Below are 20,045 nucleotides of genomic sequence, written 5' to 3'. Positions count from 1 at the left end.
CATCGGGCGCGAGTGCGCGCGGAACCGACCGGAGAACCCCTCACGACCCGCCCATCCCGGGCGTGCGCGAGGGGTTTCTCGCCATGCCCGCGGACGGTTTTGCGGACGGCGGGGCCGGGGTGCTCGTACTCTCCGGGTCCAGCGGGCGCATCGAGGCCGAACGGTGCCGCCTGCTGGCCCGGGAGGGCTTGTGCGCGCTGTCGGTCCGCTGGTTCGGCGGGGCCGGGCAGTCACCGGGCATCTGCGAGATCCCGCTGGATGCCTTCGGTCCCGCGATCGAGGTGCTCCGCACGCACGGCGTCCGGCGGATCGGCGTGCTGGGCACGTCGAAGGGCGCCGAGGCGGCGCTGCACCTGTCCGTGCTGCTGCCCGGGATCGACGCCGTGGTGGCCGTCTCGCCGACCTCGCTGACCTGGGCCAACGTCGGACCGGGCAGCGACGGCCAAAACCTGCCGTACCGTTCCTCGTGGACCTGGCGGGGCGAACCGCTGCCGTTCGTCCCCTACGACGAGGGCTGGGCCCCGGACCCCGCTGAGGAGGGCGGCCCCGTCGCCGTCCGGAGCTGGTACGAGCGGAGCCGTCGCACGTTCGCCGGCCGCGTCGCGGCGGCGGCGATCCAGGTGGACAGGGCCCCGGCCGACCTCGTGCTCGTCGCCGGTGGGGACGACGCGATGTGGCCCTCGCTTCCCTGGGCGGAGGAACTGACCGCCCGGCGCAGGGCGGCGGGACTGCCCGTCCGGCTGGTCGCCGGCCCCGACGCCGGGCACCGCCCTCGCTTCCCCGGCGAGGGTCCGGCCCCCGAATCCGCGCACTTCCGGTACGGGGGCTCACCGGCCGCGGACGCGGCGCTGGGCGCGGCGGCATGGCCGTACGTCCTCGACGTGCTCCGCGGGGACCACCGGTGGCGGGACGACGGCTGATCGGGACACGGTGGGCCGTGCCACGTCCCGCACGCGGCGGCACGTCCGGCACGGCCCCGGGGCGCTCCGGGGGGCCGGTGTGTTCCGGGCCCCTCGGACGGCGCAGTCGTCTCAGGACTCCTCGAAGTAGGCGTCGAGGACCGCGTCGAGTTCCTCCGCCCACTGCTTCAGGTCGCTCCTGGCCGGTGCCTCGACCTCGGCGTTGAACCACCGGCGGGTCGACATGTGGACCGTGACGGTGAACCTGCGGCCGAACCGCGGGGTCTTCACCTCGACCGCCCCGATCTCGTGCCAGTCGAATTCGGCCTCCTGGTCGTCCAGCCGGAACCGGACGCCCTCGTGATTCACGGTGATCGACCCTCGCCGGTCGCTCACCTCGAACACCGGGCCGTCCTGCGCCGGGCGGTCCTCCGTCTCCTTCCTCTCGTCGTCCGCCGTCGCGGTGCCGTCCCCGGTGTCGCCGTCGTCCGCGGCCGCGCCGTCGGTGGTGGACGGTGCGGGGGCGTCGTCGACGGCCACCGTGGCGGGGGCCGGCTCCTCCGTCCGTTCCCGGTCGTGCGTGTCCGGGCTCGATGCGGGCTCCACGGCGGTGACGGGGGCCGTGAGGCCGGGAATGTACGCCGGGTCTGTCCCCGCGGCGTACCCGGGCTGGGTGTTCGGATCTATGCGCTGCTCCACGGCGGGCAGTATGGCCGACGAACCTGTACGTGACCAGCGACCGCCGCGCCGCGCGCCCCTCTGCGCCGGTGCCTCCCCCGGACGGACGCCGGGCCGGGCCCGGCGTCGCGCGTCACTCCGCCCGGCCCGCCAGCAGTTCCGTGACCCGGTCCAGCGGGAGTGCCGGTACGTGGTGTCCGGCCCGCCCGGTCATGGAATGCGCGCCGGTGAGCACGTTGAGCACCGCCTCCTCCACCGACTCGACGACCGCGGTGTAGAACGGGTCCATCCGCCCCCACGGCACGAACCGCATCGACTCGTAGGGCGCGCTGCCGTCGTCCGCGGGAAAGTTGCTGGTCAACGCGGACGGATTGGCGGTCGAGAAGGCCAGGAACAGGTCTCCGGAGAAGTGGCTGCCGGTGGTCCCGGTGCGGGCCAGGCCGAGCGTCACACGACGGGCCAGCGCCTTGCACTGCCCCGGCAGCAACGGCGCGTCGGTCGCCACCACCACGATCACCGAGCCCGCACCCGGCGGCACCGGACGCTCCGCGTCGTCCGCGGGTCCGGGGACCGGCGCCGCGACCGGGTCGGGCAGTTCGCGCCCCACCGGCACGCCGGCCACCACGAGTTCGCGCCGCGCGCCGAAATTGGCCTGCACGAAGGCGCCGACGGTGTAACGGTCCTCCCCGTACCGGACCACTCGCGACGCGGTCCCCGAGCCCCCCTTGAAGCCGTAGCAGCGCATGCCGGTCCCGCCGCCGACGCACCCCTCCTCGACCGGGCCGGAGACCGCCGCGTCGATCGCGGCCCCCGCGTGTGCGGACCGCACCGCCGAACCGTGGATGTCGTTGAGGTGGCCGTCCCAGGTCTCGGTCACCACCGGCAGCAGCCACTCGGGGGCCATGTCCCGGCGGTTGGCGCGCACCCACTCGACGACCCCCCGGTGCACCGGGCCGACCGCGTAGGTGTTGGTGATGACCACGGGCACGGCGAGCGACCCGCTCTCCTCGATCCACGCCGTTCCGGTCATCTCGCCGTTGCCGTTGAACGAATGCCACCCGGCCGCGCAGGGCGTGCCGACCCCGTCCCGGCCACGTGGCAGGAGGGCGGTCACGCCGGTGCGCACGTCGTCGCCCTCGACGAGGGTGACGTAGCCGACCTCGACGCCCGGCACGTCCGTGATGGCGTTCCACGGGCCCGGCTCCCCCACCAGGGGGATGCCCGCCTCCCGTGCGCGCATGCGGTCTTCGTTCGTGTGATCTGCGTTCATGCGATCAGAGACTAACGACCCGGGGAGCAGGAGGGAGCGGATCGGCAGGTCGCAACGGACCCCGTCCGCAGGGGTGGTGGGGTCAGTTCACGATGACGATCGAGGTCGCCAGCAGGCCGTCCGCGACCAGCCAGCGTCCGCGGAGAATCCTGGGGACCACCGGGGACACCGCCGACGGCGCGAGCGGCCGACCGGACGCGCTTGCCGGGACGGCCGGTGCGGTCGCCGCGGCGGGTGACAGCATCTCGTCGGGGACGAGGAGTTCGGCGGTGAATTCGCCGTCGGGGCGGAGCACGATGTCGGCCTGCTCGAAGTCGAGCCAGCGGTGGGTGAGCGGGAACCACGCCTTGTAGACGCTCTCCTTCGCACTGAACAGCAGCCGGTCCCACCGGATTCCGGGTATCCGGGCGCGCAGTTCGCGCTCGCGCCGCTGTTCCGTCGGGAGTGCGATGGCCTCCAGCACGTCGTCGGGCAGGGGCGCGTGCGGTTCGGCGTCGACGCCGATGGTGAGGACGTCCGCCCGGTGCGCGACGGCGGCGGCGCGGTAGCCCGCGCAGTGGGTCATGCTGCCGACCGTCTCCTCCGGCCAGATCGGCGCACCGCGTTCGCCCTTGAGGATCGGTGCGGGAGCGATGCCGAGCGTCCCGAGCGCGCGCCGCGCGCAGTGGCGGACCGTGGTGAACTCCTTGCGCCGCACCTCCACGGAGTTGCGGATCAGTTCCTCCTCCTCGGGGAAGATCGTGACCTGCGGCGGATCGGCGAACGCTTCTTCCACGACCACCTGGGACGGCACGATTCTCTCGATCACGGTCTCCCCCTCGCCTGCTGTACTGCCTCGACGTTCCGGCGCCGTCCGGCCGATGCCGGTCCCGGCGGTCTCCACACGGGAACAGTAGAGGCAATCCCGGGCGGCGGCGAAACCGGCCCGACGGACCACCGTCCGTCCCACCGCGGCCCGTTGTGCGTCCTCGCCGTCGGCCGTTCCACGACACTGCGGAGTGCCCCGGACACCGCGGGGGCGTGCCCGGAAGTGACGCCCCGGCCCGGGAACCTCTCTGCCGCCGACGCGCACCGGAGCCCGGGCCCATCGGTGGCCCGTGGGGCGGTCCTCAGGGGTGGTGCGCCACGTACTGCTTGTCGAGAAGCGCGAGATGGCCGCCCATCGACTTGTTCGGGTTGAGTGCGTTGACCTTGAAGACGTCCGAGAAGGACCTCCCGTTCTGTGTCCACTTCAGCCGGTAGTCGATCCCCGAACAGACGTGGTAGCTGCCGGTCACCATTGTGGCCGTCGCCGTGACCTCCACCTCGCTGATGCCTGCCTGGAGGATCATCTTCTTGACCAGTGTCTCCAGGACGAGGTGGTGCCCGTTGGCGGCGGCGAGCCCGGCCGCCAGGTTCTCCGGCGCGTTGGGCTGTTTGCCGTCGTGGCCGCCCATCGTGAACGCGATCAGGTGCAGCCACTGCCAGTCGCCGTCGGCCATGCCGCTCTCCTGGGCGGCCACGGATGCCGAAACGCCCTTCATCGCACCGTTCTGGTCGGGCCTGTGGCCGTCGCGCCTGCCGCCGCCCCAGGTGCTGAGCACGTTCTGGTCGACCGTGACGGGGCCGGCCGTCTTGGTGGCCTGCGTCACCGGCATCAGCCCTCCTCCGAGTGGCTTGGTGGGCGCCGTGGCCGATGCGGGCGGCAGGGCGAGATCGGGTATCTCGGCGGGCATGTCCTTGGCATAGGTGATCATGCGGTGCGCGGTCCCGCCGGGGGAGTCGAAGGCGTAGGTGGCGCCGCGTGTCATCGCCGTGCCGTTGCCGAGGAGGACCTGGTCGGGTGTGGCGGAGCCGGGAGCCGGTTTCAGGACGGGTGACTCGTAGAAGGGCAGTTCGTTGAGCGCCTTCGAGGAGGCCGCCTGCTTGCCGGGGGACAGCGGGGGCTTCACCATCAGCCACTGCTTGTCGCTCTTGGAGTGCATCAGGCCACCGCCGTCGGCGAGCCGGGTACGCGCGCTCAGGTAGGCGTGTACCGCCTCGACCTCCGCCCGGACCTTCGACCAGGACTTCTCGTCCCAGTGCCATTCGGGGTCCTCCTTGGGACCGGGGTCCTCCGTGTAGAGGCGGTTCAGGCTCTCCATGCCGATCTGGCTCAGCCCCACGGGCCGCCCCTCCAGGCGGCCCGCGATCGGTGCGGCCCGCACCTTCGCCGTCAGGAAATTACCCATGAGGCTCAGGTTGTCGACCCTCTGCTCGGAGAGGACCTTGGCCACCGCCGCGCGGTGGCCCGCGTCGGCCGTGGACGGATGGTCGACGTCCATCGCGGAACCGCTGCTGGACTGGCTCGCCATCTCGGTGTCACTCGTGCGTTGCACGGGTGTGTCCGGGCCTGCCCCGCCGGGCACCGGTGTGTCCCTGTCCCGGAGCCGCCGGACCGGCGCCGGGCCGCCGAGTACCCGCCTCGCGTTGGCCTCCGCTTCCCGCTCGAAGCGGTCCGACGGGTCCGAGACGCTCAGTCCCGCACCGTTGTCGGTGCCCAGGACAGGGCCCTGCCGCTGCTGGATGACATGGGTCAGCTCGTGGGCCAGGGTGTGCCGGTCGCCCCCTCCGTCACCGATGACGACATGGCTGCCGGAGGTGTAGGCGCGGGCACCCACCTCGGCGGCCGACGCCCTGGCGGCGGCGTCCGTGTGGATGCGCACATCGGAGAAGTCGGCGCCGAGCCGGGACTCCATGTCGGTGCGGGTGGCCTCGTCCAGTGGGCGGCCTTCGGACCGCAGGACGGCGTGGACAGCGGAACGCTGCACGGCGGACGGGCGGGGGTCGTCTCCGCCGTGCGGTCCGTCCGCCCCGGCCTCGGGATGCCCGGCCCGGCGGAGCATCTGGACCACGACCGCGTTGCCGACCTCGCCCTGCAGGGCGCGGAGCCGCCCGCCGGGCCCCTTCGGTCCGGTGGCCGGCCCGCGGACCGGGACGTCGGCCGAACTCGTCCTGACATTCTCGTGCTTGCGCAAGGCCGCCTCTTCCGGTGCGAGTACACCAACTCCCCCTGTGTACACGGCCATGGAGCATGCCGCCAGGTACCCGAGGACAGCACGCACCGGCCCAGCGGGCAGAGCGCGGCGCACCGGCGGGTACGAGAACACCGGCCCGCGCGCCGCCGCCGCGCGATCCCGGACGTGGTGGGGAGAGGGGCGCACCCGGTGGGACGCTGTCGGCCGGTTCCGCCCCGGTCTCCATCCAGCGGGGCGGAGTGCTGCGAAGGGCGGTGTCCGGGGCACTCCGCTTCGTTCCACGCGCTCAGGTGGTGCTGGGCTCGGGTTCCGCGGCGGCCCCCGGCCAGCTGATCCGGGTGGCGCACAGCGACACGAGGAGCGCACAGGCCGCGACGGCGCCCATCCCCCACACCAGGCTGCTGGCGCTCGCGATGAAACCGATCAGCGCCGGGCCCGCCAGCAGGCCCGTCGTCCCCATCGCGGCGACCAGGGCCAACGCCTGGGTGCCCTGCCCGGCCGCCGCCACGTAGACGCACGGCGTGACCGCGGCGACGCCCAGGCCGACACAGGCGAATCCGATCAGCGCGGGCACCACGCCTCCGGTCAGCAGAGCGAGCGCCAGCCCGGCACCGGCCACCGCGCTGCCGACCTTCACGATGCGTCCGTCGCCCCAACGGCTTCGCCAGCCGTCGGCGAAGAGACGGGCCAGCACCATCATGACCGAGACCACCGCGATGCCCATGGGCGCCAGTTGCGGCGACGCGTCGACGACGTCCTTCATGTACAGCGCGGACCAGTCGTTCATGGCGCCCTCGGTCACCGTGCCGAACACCATCGCGCAGCCCATCCACAACGTCACGCGGGACGGCATGGACCACGAGCGCGGGCTCTTCTCGGTGCTCTCGGCCGCCTCGCCCGCCCGCTCCTCCGTCAGGAGGCCCGAGCGGGTGAGGACGACCAGCAGCAACAGGATCGCGGCGGCCACCGCGAAGTGCGCGGCCACGGACGTGGTCACCGTGTTCATCCCGGACGCGAGCAGTGCGGCGAACAGGGAGCCGGCGCTGAAGGTCGCGTGCAGCCGGGACATGGCGGTCCGCCGGTGGGTGGCTTCGAGCGTCGCCCCCTGCGCGTTCATCGCGACGTTCAGGCAGCCGACGGCGACGCCGTCGCAGCAGACGACCGCGAGTGCGACCGGATAGTTCGGTGCCGCGGCGAGCGCGAGCAGCAGCAGGCTCAGGCAGACCGCCGACAGGAACGCGAGGCGTCGCGAACCGAGTCGTTTCATCAGCACCGTCACCAGGGGGAACGACGCCGCCGCGCCCGCGCCGCAGGCCATCAGCAGCAGACCCAGTTCCGCTTCCGAGAGGCCGAGGTCCGTCTTGAGAGCGGGGAGCCTCGACGCCCAGGTGGCGTACTGGAACCCGAGAAAGCAGAACAGCGCCGCGATGGCCAATTGCGCCCGGTGGAACGGGTCACGTACGCCCAGCATATGAGATCAGCCCACTTCGTCTTGCAGGGGTGCCCCGAGCGACGGCTCGTCGGCGGGGTTCGTCGTCCGGGTGCGCTCGCCGGGCACCGTCCGGGACATGTACACCGCGTCCGTGCCGTAGCTCGGCGGAGGTGTGACGTCGGGGTGGGCGCGGTAGCCGTTGGCCGCCCAGAAGGTGTCGCTGCCCGACACGGCGATCAGGGAGATTCCGTCGTAGCCCTTCGCGGCGGCCGTTGCCGTGACGTGGTGCAGCAGCTTCTTCGCCAGCCCCCTGCCGCGGAATTCCGCGGCGACGACGAGGTCGTGCAGGTGCAGGTTCCGCGAGTGGAAGACGACGTCCTCCTCGCGGTCCAGGTCCGGGAACGCGTACATCGGGTACGGCAGGGCGAGCAGGTACCCCACCGTGCGCCGTCCGCCGTCGAGCACGAAGCAGGTACCGGGAGAGGCATGGGCCCTGGACCGCAGCGCGGCCCGCCCCTCCGACAGTCCGAGCGGGCCGTGGACGTCGGCCTCCAGTGCCGCGATGCCGTCCCAGTCGCCCTCGGAGATGTGTCGTATGTGCACGGTGGTGATTCCTCTACTCTCCCTGTGTCCAGGTGTACGGAAGCGGAGCGAAGCCGTTGAACCCCTGCGTCATGTATCCGGTGGCGTAGGCGCCGCAGGAGAGGATCCAGACGGGATCTCCCGACGCGACGGTCCCGGGTACGGGGACGCGGTTGTGTTCGTGGGCGTAGGCGTCGTCGCTGTCGCAGGTGGGTCCGGCGACGACGGCGGGGACATGGTCGTCCCCGGTGTGGGTGGGAAACTCCAGCCGGTACTGCAACTGGTCCATCTCGTAAAGGCCGTTGAACTTCCCGCAGCTCAGGTAGAGCCAGTGCTCCCGTGTGCCGTCGAGCTGTTCCCGGGACGAGAGCCGTGCCACGTGCGCCCTGATCGCCCCGTGGTCGGCGACCAGATGGCGTCCGGGTTCGACGAGGAACTCCAGTGGGGATCCGGAGACGTCGCCGAGGTGCTGCATGCCCTCACGGATCACGACGAAGATCTTGTCCACCGGGGGGTCCAGCGGACGGCCGCGGGTGTCGAGGTAGCCGAGGGCGGGCAGTCCGCCGCCGAGATTGATGTGGTCCAGCCGGATGCCCCGCCGGTCGAGGGCCGTGATCACGTCGGCGAGACGGTCGAAGGTGTCCTGCCACGCCTCGGACGTCATCTGCTGCGAGCCCACGTGCACGGACATACCGGCCGGGACCAGCCCGGCCGACCGTGCCGCGTCCATGACGAGCAGCACGTCCGCCCCCGAACAGCCGAACTTCCGGCTGAGGCCCCACAGCGCCCCGTCCCCGGCGGTGGCCAGTCGGCAGAACACCCGCGCACCGGGGGCGTGGGCCGCGATCGCCGCCACGTCCTGAAGGCTGTCGGTTGCGAAGTCCCGGATGCCGAGCCGGTGTGCGGCGGCGATGTTCTGGTCGGACTTGATGGTGTTGCCGTAGTGGATCCGGTCGGCCGGGACGCCGGTGGCGAGGGCCTGCCGGATCTCGTTGGGGCTCGCCGCGTCGAAGCCCGACCCCCGGTCCGCCAGCCGGCCGAGGACCTCGTCCACGGGGCATGCCTTCATGGCGAAGCGGACGGAGACGCCCGGGAGTTCCCGCAGCAACTCGTCGTACTGCGCCTCGATTCCGGCGAGGTCGTAGACGATCCGGTCCTCGGTGGCGGCCGTGAGCGCGGCCCGCATGTGTGCGTTCAGCCGCATGATGCCGATGCGTCCGGGGCCGGGTCCGTCCGCGGGTGCGACCGGTGCAGTGCGGTGGCTCTGCTCGCCTCCACGAGTGGTCCCCATGCCTCGATCAGCAGGGCGAAGTCCTCCATGTCCGCCCGGGACTCGTCGAGCAGCCGCTCGGCGCGCGGGGCAAGGGACTCGGCGAACCCGGCGTACCTGCCGCCGAGTTTGCGGTACGACCGGTCGATGACGTCCAGTCGGTGGACGTTCTCCTCCTGGTCCAGCCGGGTGCTCTCGCGGACCAGGTCGACGACCGCGGCCGGCCGGACCCGGTGCCGGTCGTCGAGGAGCGAGGCACCGGCCTCGGCCATGCGGTCGTAGAGGAAGTTGAGGTGGAGCATCGACAGGAAGAACTTCGTGAACCGCAGCTGGTAGGCCATGAAGCCGTCGTCGGTCCGCCGTTCTGGCGTGTAGAAGTTGACGATGTTGCGGTTGTGCAGGACCCCCGGCAGCGTGCCGTCGTGCACCAGGTGCATGAGGAAGTAGTCGCTGCCGATGGTGTCGGTCGCGGGCGGCAGCGGCACCCGCTCGTACACCTCGTCCAGGAAGGCGATGTTGCACATGTCCACGCGCATCGGGTCGACGTGGGTGAGGGTCGAGTGGTCGCGGACGAAGGGGTCGGTGCCGGCCCCCGTGAACGACTCCTCGACCAGTGCCCGCTTCTGTTCCTCGGGCCATGCGCGCGGGGCCCACAGACCGACGACGTCGTGGTAGACGTCGTTGTCGAGCCGCGCGATCTCGCCGATGTCCACCGAGAGCTCACCGACGAAGGAACTGCCCACCATCACCACCGGCTTGCCGGTGTGCTCCGGGCCGAGGACCGTCTCGGTCACGCCGCTCGCCGCGTCGGCGGCGGTCCGGCCGATCGAGGCGAGTTCGTGGTGGACGGGGAAGACCGGCCGGCCGTCCAGCATCTGGTAGGCGCTGTCCGAGTCCCTGCGGTGCACGGACCGGCAGCCGAGCGCACCGGCGATCAGGAAGGCGCGGTTGGTGCAGGCTCCGTAGGACACACCGGACGGAAGCATCAGTTCGAGGAGCGCGTCGGGCTTGCCGGTTCCGGAGGTCCGGATCACCTCCTCCAGGAAGTTCCGCTGGTCCGGCTCCGCGAGGTGGTGCACGGTCACGCCGGGGGCCCGGTGCGACTCCTTCACGACCCGTGCGTGCTGTGCGAACACCTCCGGGCCGGAGGAGTCGAGGATCAGCAGGTGCACCTCCACGTCGAAGTGCGTGGCCGCGTAGTCCGCTTCCTCCCCCACTGCCGCAATCGTGGCGGCACAGGCCCTGTTGGTGGGAAGCGTCAGGCAGATTCTGCGCATGCCGTGTCTCCGGTCGACTGCTCGGATTTCTGTCCGTGCCAGGACCTGAGTCCCAGCAGCTTCTCGCCGAGAACGTCCAGTTCGGCGGGGCCGTACCTGAGTGATTCGTGCTTCGTCAGATCGCCGACCAGGGTCTTGTTCCAGTCCGGGGTGGACAGGTCGCGCCACGACTCGACCCGGGAGCGGCGCAGCTCGTCGTGCGATTCCAGCGCGGGCATCATCGAGAGGTACTGCACGGCGCGCACCCCGTCCTCGGAGGTGTTGCGTGCCACTCCGTGTGCCAGCAGCCCGTTCCAGATCAGCAGGTCACCGGCTTCGAGCTGTGGCCGGACGACGGGGAACTCCTCCCGGTCCACGTCGGGTCGGATCGGGTCGCGGTCCGCGGGCCGGCCGACCTTCCACTGCTCGAACTGCCGGAACAGCTCGGGCGAGCACTGGAACCCGCCGAGCTCCGGCCGGGTGTCGTTCAGCGCGATGATGCCCTGCACCCGCTGCGGCAGCACGGCGAGCGAGGTGTCGACGTCCCAGTGGAGCTCGATGTCGAAGCCCTTGTCCGTGGGGGCGATGAGCGCGCGGTCACGGTTCTTGATGTTGGGCGGGTTGAGGTTGAGCCGGTCCAGGGTGACCCACAGCTCCTCGCAGTCCCACACGTCGACGAAGGCGTCGTAGACGCGCCGGGCCCGGCGGCTGTCCCAGATCAGCTGGTGGTGGTACGCCTCGACGAAGCCGTAGACGTGCAGTTCGCGGTCCAGGTCCGTGCGGAACGGCCGGTCCTCGTACCAGCCGTTGGGTCGGTCGGGGGCGAGGCCCTGGAAGTCCCAGGTGAAGTCGAGCAGGCGCTTCGCCGCGTCGGCGGTGATCGCCCGCTTCACGACGACGTAGCCGTAGGTCTGCCAGTGGGCGAAGTCCTCCTCGGACAGCACGCGCAGGTCGTGCGCCTTGCGGATGTCCCGCAGCGGCGTCTGCGCCAGGTACGACTCGCCGTCCGCGCTGAAGTACGGGCGGTTCGAGGGGGCGCGGTGCAGGTAGGGGGCAGGAGTCGGCATGCAGTCACTCCATGGATCGAAGTTCGTCGACGCTCGTCGTGTTCTCGACGGCCGGGTCGGACCGGCCGCTTCGCGATGGCACCCGCGCGGGGCACGTCACCGCGGTGGGCACCGGCGTGGCGACGGTCCGGCTCCGTCGCCGGGACCTCGGACCGGGCCGTCGCCGATCGCGCCGGTCCGGTTGCGGAAGGAGAAGAGGGAAGGGAAGTCGGGGGTGGCCGGTGCCACGGCATACGGGGCGGGTGTTGTGCGCCGTGAGCCGGTGGCACGGCGGCGACGGGGCCGCGGGCCGCCTCCCGGAGCGCGGTGCCGCCGAGGGCGTTGTCACCAGCGGAGGGACGAGGACGGCGGTGTCATCACGGTCCCCGCTGTCACGGCCCGGTTCCGACGACCGTCAGGTCGGCAAAGCGCCCGGGACGCCCGCGACGTTTGCGGGTCTCAGGAAGTTGACGATTCCAAGTGTCTTGCACACGGCGTTGCGGTCCTCCGGTCGAGCGGTTCCCGCCCCGACTCTTGTCGACCGCACCACACCGGACAACCCTTTCGGTGTGCGCCGAATCGCCTTGGTTGCACGCCTGGTTGGGTCATCGGAGCAACTCCCGCGCAGACCGGGACCGTTCTCCGCCTCGACTTCAATGGCATGAGCCTGCCAATCCTGATCTTCGAGGTCGAGTTGTGTCACCCCCGGCCAACACCTCGTGGATCGATCCCATCGAGGTGCGCGCCGGACCACTGCGGCAGTTCACCCTCAGGGACTGCCTGCAGACACCGGGCGATCCCGGACTTTCCCGAGCTGGAACCACCGTTGAGAACGATCACCTCGGTCATCACCGCGCCACAACAGAGGCAGATCGGCAACCCTCGGAGCGGATTTCCGCGAACGCCGCATCCCCTGCCCCACCCCGGTGAACCTTCCCGGCCGGAGCGCCGAGGGGCCTCGGCGCGAAGGGGTCACTGATTCATGAAGCACTCGGTGAGCGCCATGCCTTCACGGTTGAGCTCGTACAGGACCCGGGTACCGGCCCGGTGGCGTTGCACCACACCGGCGGACACCAGGGCCGACAGGTGTTGGGAGACCGTGCTCGCGGCGAGCCCCAGCTGGTCGGCGAGCGCCGACGTGGTGATGGGCGCCGACAGTTCGCGGACGACGGAGGCGCGGCCCCTGCCCAGCAGGATGGCCAGCCGGTCGCCGCGTTGCGGCTGCGCGGCACTGTCCCGCTTCACGGCGCCGCGCAGGAGGCCCGCGCCGCGTGCGGCGTACGAGACCACGGTGCGACCGCCGACGGCCGACCACCAGTGGGAGTCGTCCGCAAGCAGCACCGGCACCACGGTCAGGCGGTCCGCGCCGTCCGTGCGGGCGCCCGGCAGCCCGAGCTCGTGCAGCAGCGCCGCGCCCCCGCTCATGGCGAGCGTCCGAGACCGGAAGAGGATCTCCTCCTCCAGGGAACGCGCGAGCCCGGTCCCGCGCGGTTCCATCACGGTCCGCCAGAAGTTTGTGAACTCCACCGCCAAGTAGTCGAGTTGCACTTCCGGCTCGCGAATGAGCGCCGCGATCAGCGGAGCATCGAACGCCTGCGGGTACTCCCTGGCGAGTTCATCACGGACACGCCCGGCCGGTGTACGTCTCATGCCGTCGATCTCGTCGGCGATGCCCACTCCGCGCGAGCCGATGCCTCCGGTCAGAAACGAGGGAATACGCCCCCGCGGCCGAGCCAGCTCGACAACCGCCCTCAGACGCGGCGTCAGCGCCCCCTGCGCCTCGCGGGCCCAGGACGCATGCGGCCACGGGGCGTCGGCGCCGTACCGGGCCAGCAGCGCAATGCCGCCGAACGCCTGCCACAGTTCGCTCAACGCGAGGCGGACATCCGCGGGCTGTCGGTCCATCAGCATCCCCGGGCCACCACGCACGGCCGCGACGGCACCGGGCCGGGGCGGAACGGGTCCGCCATCACCCCCCGCCCCTCTGAACGAGCAGGTCGACGCGGCGCCGCTGCTCAGTGGCACGTGCGTTTCGGGCCGTGGTTCACCTGGCGAAGGCGACAGACCCGCGGCGGACACGCGTGACGGCTCGAACATGAACCCCGCCCATTCATCGTGGTCCAGACCAATGATGAACGAGCTTTCGACACCCCTCGGCAACTGTCAAGGATCTTGTGCCCCAGGTCACACTCCAACCACTCCCCGCTTCCACACGGGAGCGCAGGTGACACAATTTGGTCTAGACATGATGCCGCAACGCCTGTTAGGTTCACGCCGGTGAAGCATCGCCGGAACACGGAATCCGCCTCTCCATGCGGATCAACTCCCTTGCTGCCGCCCTGATGTGACGGTCATTCATCAACCGTTCACCTCGTCGCGACGCCAGGGACCGCGACAGCACCGCACAGTCCCCCACGGGGACGCGCACACCCGCACCATGGCGGGCCGACGCCCACCACACCCATGTACGCGCACCCGCACGCACGGGCGCAGACGCGTACGCGAGCGCAGACGCACGCACGGGCGCGGGCACATGTACGGGCACGGGCGCACGCACGGGCAGGAGTGCGCGCGTACACACCCATGAAAGTCACCGAAGCCGCGGTCGCCACACCCGCCCCCACCGCCGCACGCACCCACGGAAACAACGAACAACACCCCGGCAAAAGCGCGCAGGACGACCGCCCGCCCCTCCATTCCACCCACCGCCGCACCGCCACGCCCCCCACCACAACCTCTACAGTGCTGTAGATTTCAGCTGGTGCCGCAGTGCGTGCGGGCAGTCACCGTCCGGTGTCGTGCTCGGGAAGACGCCGTGCTCGGAAAGAACCGACGCACGCGGAGAGAACCGCCGCGTTCAGCGGGAAACGGGAAGAAGGAGAATCGCTGTGGGTGTGAGCCTCGCCAAGGGTGGAAACGTCTCGCTGACCAAGGAGGCCCCCGGGCTGACCGCGGTGCTGGTGGGTCTGGGCTGGGACGTCCGTACGACCACCGGCGCGGACTACGACCTGGACGCCAGCGCCCTGCTGTGCGACGCGGCCGGAAAGGTGCTCTCCAACAGTCACTTCGTCTTCTACAACAACCTCCGGAGCCCGGACGGTTCGGTCGAGCACACCGGTGACAACCTCACCGGCGAGGGCGAGGGGGACGACGAGACGGTCAAGGTCGATCTCGCCGCCGTACCCGCGGAGGTCGCCAAGATCGTGTTCCCGGTGTCGATCCATGAGGCGGAGGGCCGGGGCCAGAGTTTCGGCCAGGTCCGCAACGCGTACATCCGGGTGGTCAACCAGGCAGGTGGCGCCGAGATCGCCCGCTACGACCTGAGCGAGGACGCGTCCACCGAGACCGCGATGGTCTTCGGCGAGCTGTACCGCAACGGCGCCGACTGGAAGTTCCGTGCCGTCGGCCAGGGGTACGCCTCCGGCCTGAGCGGCATCGTCGCGGACTTCGGCGTCAACCTCTGACCGCGTTCCGACCAGCGCGTCGAACCGACGCGCCGAGCCCGAACCACCGAAACGACCCGTCGGACCCGACCCGTCGAACCGGTCATCGACCGACACATCCGAGAGGAGAACGGATCCATGAGCGTCGATCTTTCCAAGGGCCAGCGGATCAGCCTCGCCAAGTCCGGCGGCGGCGAACTCACCGTCGTACGCATGGGGCTCGGCTGGAAGGCCGCACCCCGCAAGGGCTTCCTGGCCCGTCTCACCGCACGCGAGATCGACCTGGACGCCTCGGCGATCCTGTTCGCCGGTGGACAGGCGCAGGACGTGGTCTTCTTCCAGCACCTGACGAGCAACGACGGGGCGGTACGGCACACCGGCGACAACCTGGTCGGGGGTGCCGGTCAGGGAGGTGACGACGAGTCGATCGTCGTCGATCTGCAACGCGTCCCCGCGCACATCGACCAGATCGTGTTCACCGTGAACTCCTTCACCGGTCAGACCTTCGAGGAGGTCGAGAACGCCTTCTGCCGCCTCGTCGACGAGACCACGGGGCAGGAGCTCGCCCGCTACACGCTGACCGGCGGCGGGCGCCACACCGCGCAGATCATGGCCAAGGTGACGCGTTCCGGGGCTGGTTGGCAGATGACTGCCATCGGCGCCGCCGCGAACGGACGTACCTTCCAGGACCTGCTGCCGGTGGTCGCCGGCCATCTGTAGGCCCGGCAGGACCGGCACGCCGCCGGGTCCCGCACGTCGCGCCCGGCACGAGCCGGGCAACGGATCACCACATATCGGGGGAACGGAATGGACCGGTCGTTCCGGCTGCTTGACGAGGACAGGGCCGACTACGCGGTGGTCCTCGACGAGGTCATCGGTTCGGCGGAGATACAGCACCTGCTGGCCCGGTCACGCATCGGCGCCGGGCAGCTGCGGGTCAAGGGGCTCGCGGCCGGTCCACGTCTCGCATCGGCCGCCGAGCCCGAGTACCAGGCGTACCTGGCACTGCGGCAACGGGCGCACAGCGGCGGGCAGTCGGGGCGCGGGACATCCCTGTCCGGGCCGGGGCACCAGGAGCGCACGGGTGCGGGGCTGGTGCCCGTGCTGGCGGTACTCACCCCGGTCCTGGCGGCCGTCGCCGCGGCCACGTTCCTGGGCCTGGGGTATGTGCTGCGGCTCACCGACAGCTTGCCCGGCATGGCCGACACCCTGATCGGCGCGGGCTGGATCAGCCTCGCAACGGCGGCACTCGCCGCCGTTGTCGGCGTCGTGGCCCTCTACCGCACCGCAGCCGAGCACAAGGCGTCCGACGCCGGTCACCGGGCCGAGCACTCCGAGGACCTCGACCGGGCCAGGGAGGCGTGGCACGACGCGCTGCGCGACAGCGGCATCCGGCCGTTCCTCGTCGCTCGGCTCCGGGAGGAGCCGGCGGACCCCGAGCCCGGCCGTCATGGTGCCCCGGATCGCCGACCCCGCTTCAGCAGCCCCGACTTCGGCCGTCCGGCATTCGGCAGCCCGGATTTCGAGAGCCCCGACTTCGACGGACCGGGGTTCGCCAGTCCGGGCTTCGACGGACCGGGCTCCGGTGGCGACACCGGCTCCGGCCGACCGGAGTTCAGCAGGCCGGACTTCAGCGGGCCGGACTTCAGCCGACCCGACTTCAGCGGGCCGGGCCTCCCCGACACGCGCGGCTGACCGCGGGGCGCGAAGGACGGACGCGGTGGCGGAACCGTCCGGACGAGGTGATCGCCCGGCGTTCGCACCGGTGGTACGAGCGTCCGCCGGGCGCGTGCGGCCCGGCCGCACGATCAGAACGGCCGTTCACGCACGATCGCCCCGATCCGGCACGGGTACGACCGTCCGGGCCCGGTACCGGGCCCGGACCGATGCGTCCCGGTCGCCCGTCCCCGCCGCTCGACGGCGAGGGGGCCACACGTCCGGATTCCGGCTGATCGGCTCGGCTCGCCGGTCCGGCTCGTTCCATCTGCTCGTTCGGCCGACTCGCCCGGTCGGGACGCTCAGTCGGACCGTTCGGCCGACTCGTTCAGGAGACGTCCACGCCGTAGTCCGCGGCGATACCGGCCAGACCCGACGCGTAGCCCTGCCCGATCGCGCGGAACTTCCATTCGCCGCTCCTGCGGTAGAGGGCGCCGAAGACCATGGCCGTCTCGCCGGCGGCGTCGTAGGAAAGTTCGTAGCGGCACATCTCGCGACCCGTGAGGTTGTCGACCACCCGGATGTAGGCGTCCTCCACCTGCCCGAAGTTCTGGCCGCGGTTCTGCGCGTCGTGGATGGAGACGGTGAAGACGATCTGCCCGGTGCTCCCGTCCAGCCGGTCGAGGTCGATGAGAAGTTGCTCGTCGTCACCGTCGCCGTCACCGGTCACGTTGTCACCGGTGTGCCGCACTGCCCCGTCCGGGCTGGCGAGGTTGTTGTAGAAGACGAAGTGCTGGTCGGAAATGACCTTCTGGTCCGGCCCGCAGATGATCGCGGACGCGTCGAGATCGAAGTCCGCGCCGCCGACCGGATGTGCGTCCCAGCCCAGACCGACCGTGACGTCGGCGAGCGGTGTGCCGTCCTGGTTCAGGACGACGTTCTGACCCTTGGCGAGACTGACGCCCAACACTACTGCTCTCCTTCGACGCGCCGATGATCTGCCCACCGGACCACCGGGGCTCCGGAGCTCCGTCGGGGCGTACTTACCTCACGATAGTTCAGACATTACGCAATCTTTGAAGTACCCGTGCCGGTCGGGATCACCCGTGCACCGGATCACGCCACGCGCACGGCGCCGGCGGGCGCGAACCCGACCGGGGCCGGGGACGGGCCGCCGCCCGCATCACCGCGGCTCGGTGCCGTTCTCCCTGACGGGACGGGCCGAGGCGGCGTCCCCCGGCGCCGACCGGACACTCCGGGACGTGCCGCCCTCGGGCGTCCCCGGCATGAGCCGGACCGACGGGGAGACCGCCTCGGACCCGCCGGACGCAGCCGGGTCGGACGGAACCGAGTCGGAGGAGGCCGGGCCCGGAGTCGGTGCGCCCTCCTCCTTCATGGCTCTGGTCTCGCTCTTCAGAATGCGCAGCGACTTGCCCAGGGCTCGGGCACTGTCGGGCAGCTTCTTCGACCCGAACACCACGACGATCACCAGCACCAGGATCAGCAGATGCCAGGGCTCCAGCGCGTTGCGGAACACTCCACCCACCCCTCTCTTCTTCAGGGCCCGCGCGGGGCGCCGTTCACGGATCATGCTTGCTACATTGCGCAACTGTACAACCGTGGGGCGGGATCAGTCGTCCTTCCCTGTGACCGGAACCAATGCGGTGGCCGCATGACCGATGGGGTGGACACATGACAGACAACCGCCAGGCATCCCGGCGCCGTGCGCGCACAGTGGCGGAGCGCGGCCGACGGCGCAAACGGGGGCGCGGCCGAGCTGTCCTCGCCGTCACCGCCTCACTGCTCGTCCTGGGGACGGCCGGTGCGGGCTGGGCGTATCTGCGACTGAACGGGAACATCACCACCTTCAGCGCGGACGGGGTGTCCGGCGACCGGCCGCCCTCCTCCACCAAGGGGTCGAACGTCCTGGTGATCGGCTCGGACGGGAGGACCGACGGCAACAGCGAACTGGGCGGCGGGGACAAGGACGACGTCGGCCGCTCCGACACCGCGTTCCTGCTGCACACCTACGCGGACCAGAAGCACGCCGTCGCCGTCTCCATCCCCCGCGACACCCTCGTCGACATCCCGCCCTGCAGACTGCCGGACGGCTCCTGGTCCCAGCCGCAGCACAACGCCATGTTCAACGCCGCGTATTCGGTCGGGGAGACTGCGGCCGGAAACCCCGCCTGCACCCAGAACACCGTCGAGAAGCTCACCGGGCTGCGCGTCGACCACACGGTCGTCGTCGACTTCAAGGGCTTCGCGACGATGACCGAGGCCGTCGGCGGCGTCCAGGTCTGCCTGCCCCAGGACGTCTACCAGCAAGACCTGAACCCGAACCGCACCACCCGCGGCGAACGGATCTTCGCCAAGGGACCGCAGACCGTCTCCGGCCGGCAGGCACTGGACTACGTACGCATTCGGCACGGCATCGGCGACGGCTCGGACATAGGGCGCATAAAACGCCAGCAAGCCTTTGTCGCAAGCCTGTTGAAGCAGATCAAGAGCGACGGGCTCACACCGGCCAAACTGTTCCCGCTCGCGGACGCGGCCACCAAGTCGATGACCGTCGACCCCGGGCTCGGCTCGGCGGACAAGCTGGTCTCCTTCGCGATGTCGATGAAGGACATCGATCTCCACAACACCAAGTTCGTGACCGTGCCGTGGAAGTACCAGGGCGCGCGGGTGGCGATCGTCCACCCGGACGCCGACGCCCTGTGGGCGGCGCTGCGGGCCGACCGGACCATCGACGGTGAGGACGCGGGCGGCGGGCGGAGCGGGGCACCGGCCCCGTCACCCTCATCGGGTACCGAAGGGCCGGTGTCGGGCTCCGGCATCTCGGTGGCCGTGCACAACGGCACCACCGTGCCCGGTCTCGCCGCCCGTGCGGCCGGGACGCTGAAGGAGCACGGATTCACCGTCACCGATGTCACGACGGCCACCGTCCGCACCCAGGCCGGCACCGTCGTCCGATACGGCCCCGGCCAGAAGGACCAGGCCGGCGAACTGGCCCGCGTCTTCCCGGGCGCGGAACTCACCCAGGCCGCCGCTCCGGGCCTCACCGTCGTCGTCGGCAGCACGTACGCGGGCCAACCCGGTGCCACCGCCTCGACCCCGCCACCCGCCCTCCCCGCCACGGTGGCGGACGACGCCCGCTCCGCCGACGACAACCCCTGCTCCAACCTCTCGTACGGATGACCCGCCCACGGGCGGGCGGACGGTACGGGTGCGCACCCGGCGGTGGACGGCCCCGCCGGGCGGCGCACCCGGCCCCACGCCCAGCCGGTTCGTCCGAGCGGGTGAACACCCCGTCGCGGGCTGCGAGGACGTCGGCACCGGCAGCCGTATCCTTGGCCGCCACCGGCATTAAATCGGGGCATATCTCCAGAAATAGGCAGGGGTTCACCGTGCATGTCAGCACTTCCCCACGGTCCTCGCGCCGTTGCGGCGCCCGCCGCCGCCCGGTCGGCCCGGAGCGCGTCGCCCGGTCGGGGCGTCCGACCGCCCCGGACGG

General features: G+C 71.0%; 17 protein-coding genes and 1 pseudogene. 5 read left to right on the top strand and 13 right to left on the bottom strand.

Annotation, left to right across the window (positions count from 1 at the left end; genetic code table 11):
* The first annotated feature begins 62 nt into the window (after positions 1-62).
* Positions 63-920 carry an acyl-CoA thioester hydrolase/BAAT C-terminal domain-containing protein gene (locus ACFC79_RS27015; protein ID WP_376244900.1) on the top strand — a complete coding sequence of 286 codons (858 nt, stop codon included), beginning with the start codon at positions 63-65 and terminating at the stop codon, positions 918-920.
* A gap of 111 nt (positions 921-1,031) precedes the next feature.
* Here the strand turns inward: ACFC79_RS27015 and ACFC79_RS27010 are convergent, their stop codons facing one another.
* The 11 genes and pseudogenes from ACFC79_RS27010 to ACFC79_RS26960 form a co-directional block, all read right to left on the bottom strand.
* A complete protein-coding gene (locus tag ACFC79_RS27010) occupies positions 1,032-1,598 on the bottom strand; it encodes a hypothetical protein (protein ID WP_376244897.1) in 567 nt (188 codons plus the stop codon).
* A 112-nt stretch (positions 1,599-1,710) separates the two neighbouring features.
* Complete coding sequence (locus tag ACFC79_RS27005; protein ID WP_376244895.1) at positions 1,711-2,847, bottom strand: P1 family peptidase; 1,137 nt, start codon at positions 2,845-2,847, stop codon at positions 1,711-1,713.
* Between the two features lie 82 nt (positions 2,848-2,929).
* Entirely contained in the window at positions 2,930-3,655 is a 726-nt protein-coding gene (locus tag ACFC79_RS27000) for a 4'-phosphopantetheinyl transferase (RefSeq protein ID WP_376244892.1), read from the bottom strand.
* A gap of 301 nt (positions 3,656-3,956) precedes the next feature.
* Positions 3,957-5,843, bottom strand: a complete 1,887-nt coding sequence (locus tag ACFC79_RS26995; RefSeq protein WP_376244889.1) for a DUF4157 domain-containing protein — start codon at positions 5,841-5,843, stop codon at positions 3,957-3,959.
* 286 nt (positions 5,844-6,129) lie between these two features.
* Positions 6,130-7,314 (bottom strand): MFS transporter, encoded by a 1,185-nt coding sequence (locus ACFC79_RS26990; protein ID WP_376244886.1) that lies wholly within the window; start codon positions 7,312-7,314, stop codon positions 6,130-6,132.
* A 6-nt stretch (positions 7,315-7,320) separates the two neighbouring features.
* Entirely contained in the window at positions 7,321-7,878 is a 558-nt protein-coding gene (locus tag ACFC79_RS26985) for a GNAT family N-acetyltransferase (protein WP_376244883.1), read from the bottom strand.
* A gap of 13 nt (positions 7,879-7,891) precedes the next feature.
* Positions 7,892-9,061 carry a type III PLP-dependent enzyme gene (locus tag ACFC79_RS26980; protein WP_376244881.1) on the bottom strand — a complete coding sequence of 390 codons (1,170 nt, stop codon included), beginning with the start codon at positions 9,059-9,061 and terminating at the stop codon, positions 7,892-7,894.
* A complete protein-coding gene (locus ACFC79_RS26975; protein WP_376244878.1) occupies positions 9,052-10,404 on the bottom strand; it encodes a DUF6271 family protein in 1,353 nt (450 codons plus the stop codon). Before ACFC79_RS26975 ends, ACFC79_RS26980 begins: the two co-directional genes overlap by 10 nt.
* Positions 10,386-11,450: a phytanoyl-CoA dioxygenase family protein gene (locus tag ACFC79_RS26970; protein ID WP_376244875.1), complete on the bottom strand. Its 1,065-nt coding sequence runs from the start codon at positions 11,448-11,450 to the stop codon at positions 10,386-10,388. The genes ACFC79_RS26975 and ACFC79_RS26970 overlap by 19 nt, the downstream gene beginning before the upstream one ends.
* 711 nt (positions 11,451-12,161) lie before the next feature.
* Positions 12,162-12,281: pseudogene (locus ACFC79_RS26965) on the bottom strand (chloramphenicol phosphotransferase); the annotation flags it as partial.
* A gap of 120 nt (positions 12,282-12,401) precedes the next feature.
* Entirely contained in the window at positions 12,402-13,334 is a 933-nt protein-coding gene (locus tag ACFC79_RS26960; protein WP_376244872.1) for an ArsR/SmtB family transcription factor, read from the bottom strand.
* Between the two features lie 983 nt (positions 13,335-14,317).
* On the opposite strand from ACFC79_RS26960, the gene ACFC79_RS26955 reads away from it, so the two are divergent.
* From ACFC79_RS26955 to ACFC79_RS26945, 3 genes are all read left to right on the top strand, one after another.
* Positions 14,318-14,893: a TerD family protein gene (locus ACFC79_RS26955; protein WP_376244869.1), complete on the top strand. Its 576-nt coding sequence runs from the start codon at positions 14,318-14,320 to the stop codon at positions 14,891-14,893.
* A 117-nt stretch (positions 14,894-15,010) separates the two neighbouring features.
* Positions 15,011-15,592, top strand: coding sequence for a TerD family protein (locus ACFC79_RS26950; RefSeq protein ID WP_376244866.1), 582 nt, complete (start codon positions 15,011-15,013; stop codon positions 15,590-15,592).
* 87 nt (positions 15,593-15,679) lie between these two features.
* Positions 15,680-16,567 carry a hypothetical protein gene (locus ACFC79_RS26945; RefSeq protein ID WP_376244863.1) on the top strand — a complete coding sequence of 296 codons (888 nt, stop codon included), beginning with the start codon at positions 15,680-15,682 and terminating at the stop codon, positions 16,565-16,567.
* 349 nt (positions 16,568-16,916) lie between these two features.
* On the opposite strand, the gene ACFC79_RS26940 is transcribed toward ACFC79_RS26945, so the two are convergent.
* Positions 16,917-17,495 carry a TerD family protein gene (locus tag ACFC79_RS26940; RefSeq protein WP_376245037.1) on the bottom strand — a complete coding sequence of 193 codons (579 nt, stop codon included), beginning with the start codon at positions 17,493-17,495 and terminating at the stop codon, positions 16,917-16,919.
* A 216-nt stretch (positions 17,496-17,711) separates the two neighbouring features.
* Positions 17,712-18,119 (bottom strand): Sec-independent protein translocase subunit TatA, encoded by a 408-nt coding sequence (gene tatA, locus ACFC79_RS26935; RefSeq protein ID WP_376244860.1) that lies wholly within the window; start codon positions 18,117-18,119, stop codon positions 17,712-17,714.
* A gap of 101 nt (positions 18,120-18,220) precedes the next feature.
* Here tatA and ACFC79_RS26930 point away from each other — a divergent pair, with 101 nt between their 5' ends.
* Positions 18,221-19,729, top strand: a complete 1,509-nt coding sequence (locus ACFC79_RS26930; protein ID WP_376244857.1) for an LCP family protein — start codon at positions 18,221-18,223, stop codon at positions 19,727-19,729.
* Positions 19,730-20,045 lie beyond the last annotated feature (316 nt).

The organism is Streptomyces sp. NPDC056061, assembly GCF_042266885.1.
GTDB lineage: Bacteria > Actinomycetota > Actinomycetes > Streptomycetales > Streptomycetaceae > Streptomyces.
This window is presented reverse-complemented; position numbering and strand designations above follow the sequence as displayed.

Excerpts from the sequence above, each read along its gene's own strand:
- ACFC79_RS27005 (WP_376244895.1), bottom strand. The coding sequence starts at position 2,847 with ATGAACGCAGATCACACGAACGAAGACCGCATGCGCGCACGGGAGGCG.
- ACFC79_RS26990 (WP_376244886.1), bottom strand. The coding sequence starts at position 7,314 with ATGCTGGGCGTACGTGACCCGTTCCACCGGGCGCAATTGGCCATCGCG.
- ACFC79_RS26980 (WP_376244881.1), bottom strand. The coding sequence starts at position 9,061 with ATGCGGCTGAACGCACACATGCGGGCCGCGCTCACGGCCGCCACCGAG.
- ACFC79_RS26975 (WP_376244878.1), bottom strand. The coding sequence starts at position 10,404 with ATGCGCAGAATCTGCCTGACGCTTCCCACCAACAGGGCCTGTGCCGCC.
- ACFC79_RS26970 (WP_376244875.1), bottom strand. The coding sequence starts at position 11,450 with ATGCCGACTCCTGCCCCCTACCTGCACCGCGCCCCCTCGAACCGCCCG.
- ACFC79_RS26960 (WP_376244872.1), bottom strand. The coding sequence starts at position 13,334 with ATGGACCGACAGCCCGCGGATGTCCGCCTCGCGTTGAGCGAACTGTGG.
- ACFC79_RS26950 (WP_376244866.1), top strand. The coding sequence starts at position 15,011 with ATGAGCGTCGATCTTTCCAAGGGCCAGCGGATCAGCCTCGCCAAGTCC.
- ACFC79_RS26945 (WP_376244863.1), top strand. The coding sequence starts at position 15,680 with ATGGACCGGTCGTTCCGGCTGCTTGACGAGGACAGGGCCGACTACGCG.
- tatA (WP_376244860.1), bottom strand. The coding sequence starts at position 18,119 with ATGATCCGTGAACGGCGCCCCGCGCGGGCCCTGAAGAAGAGAGGGGTG.
- ACFC79_RS26930 (WP_376244857.1), top strand. The coding sequence starts at position 18,221 with ATGACAGACAACCGCCAGGCATCCCGGCGCCGTGCGCGCACAGTGGCG.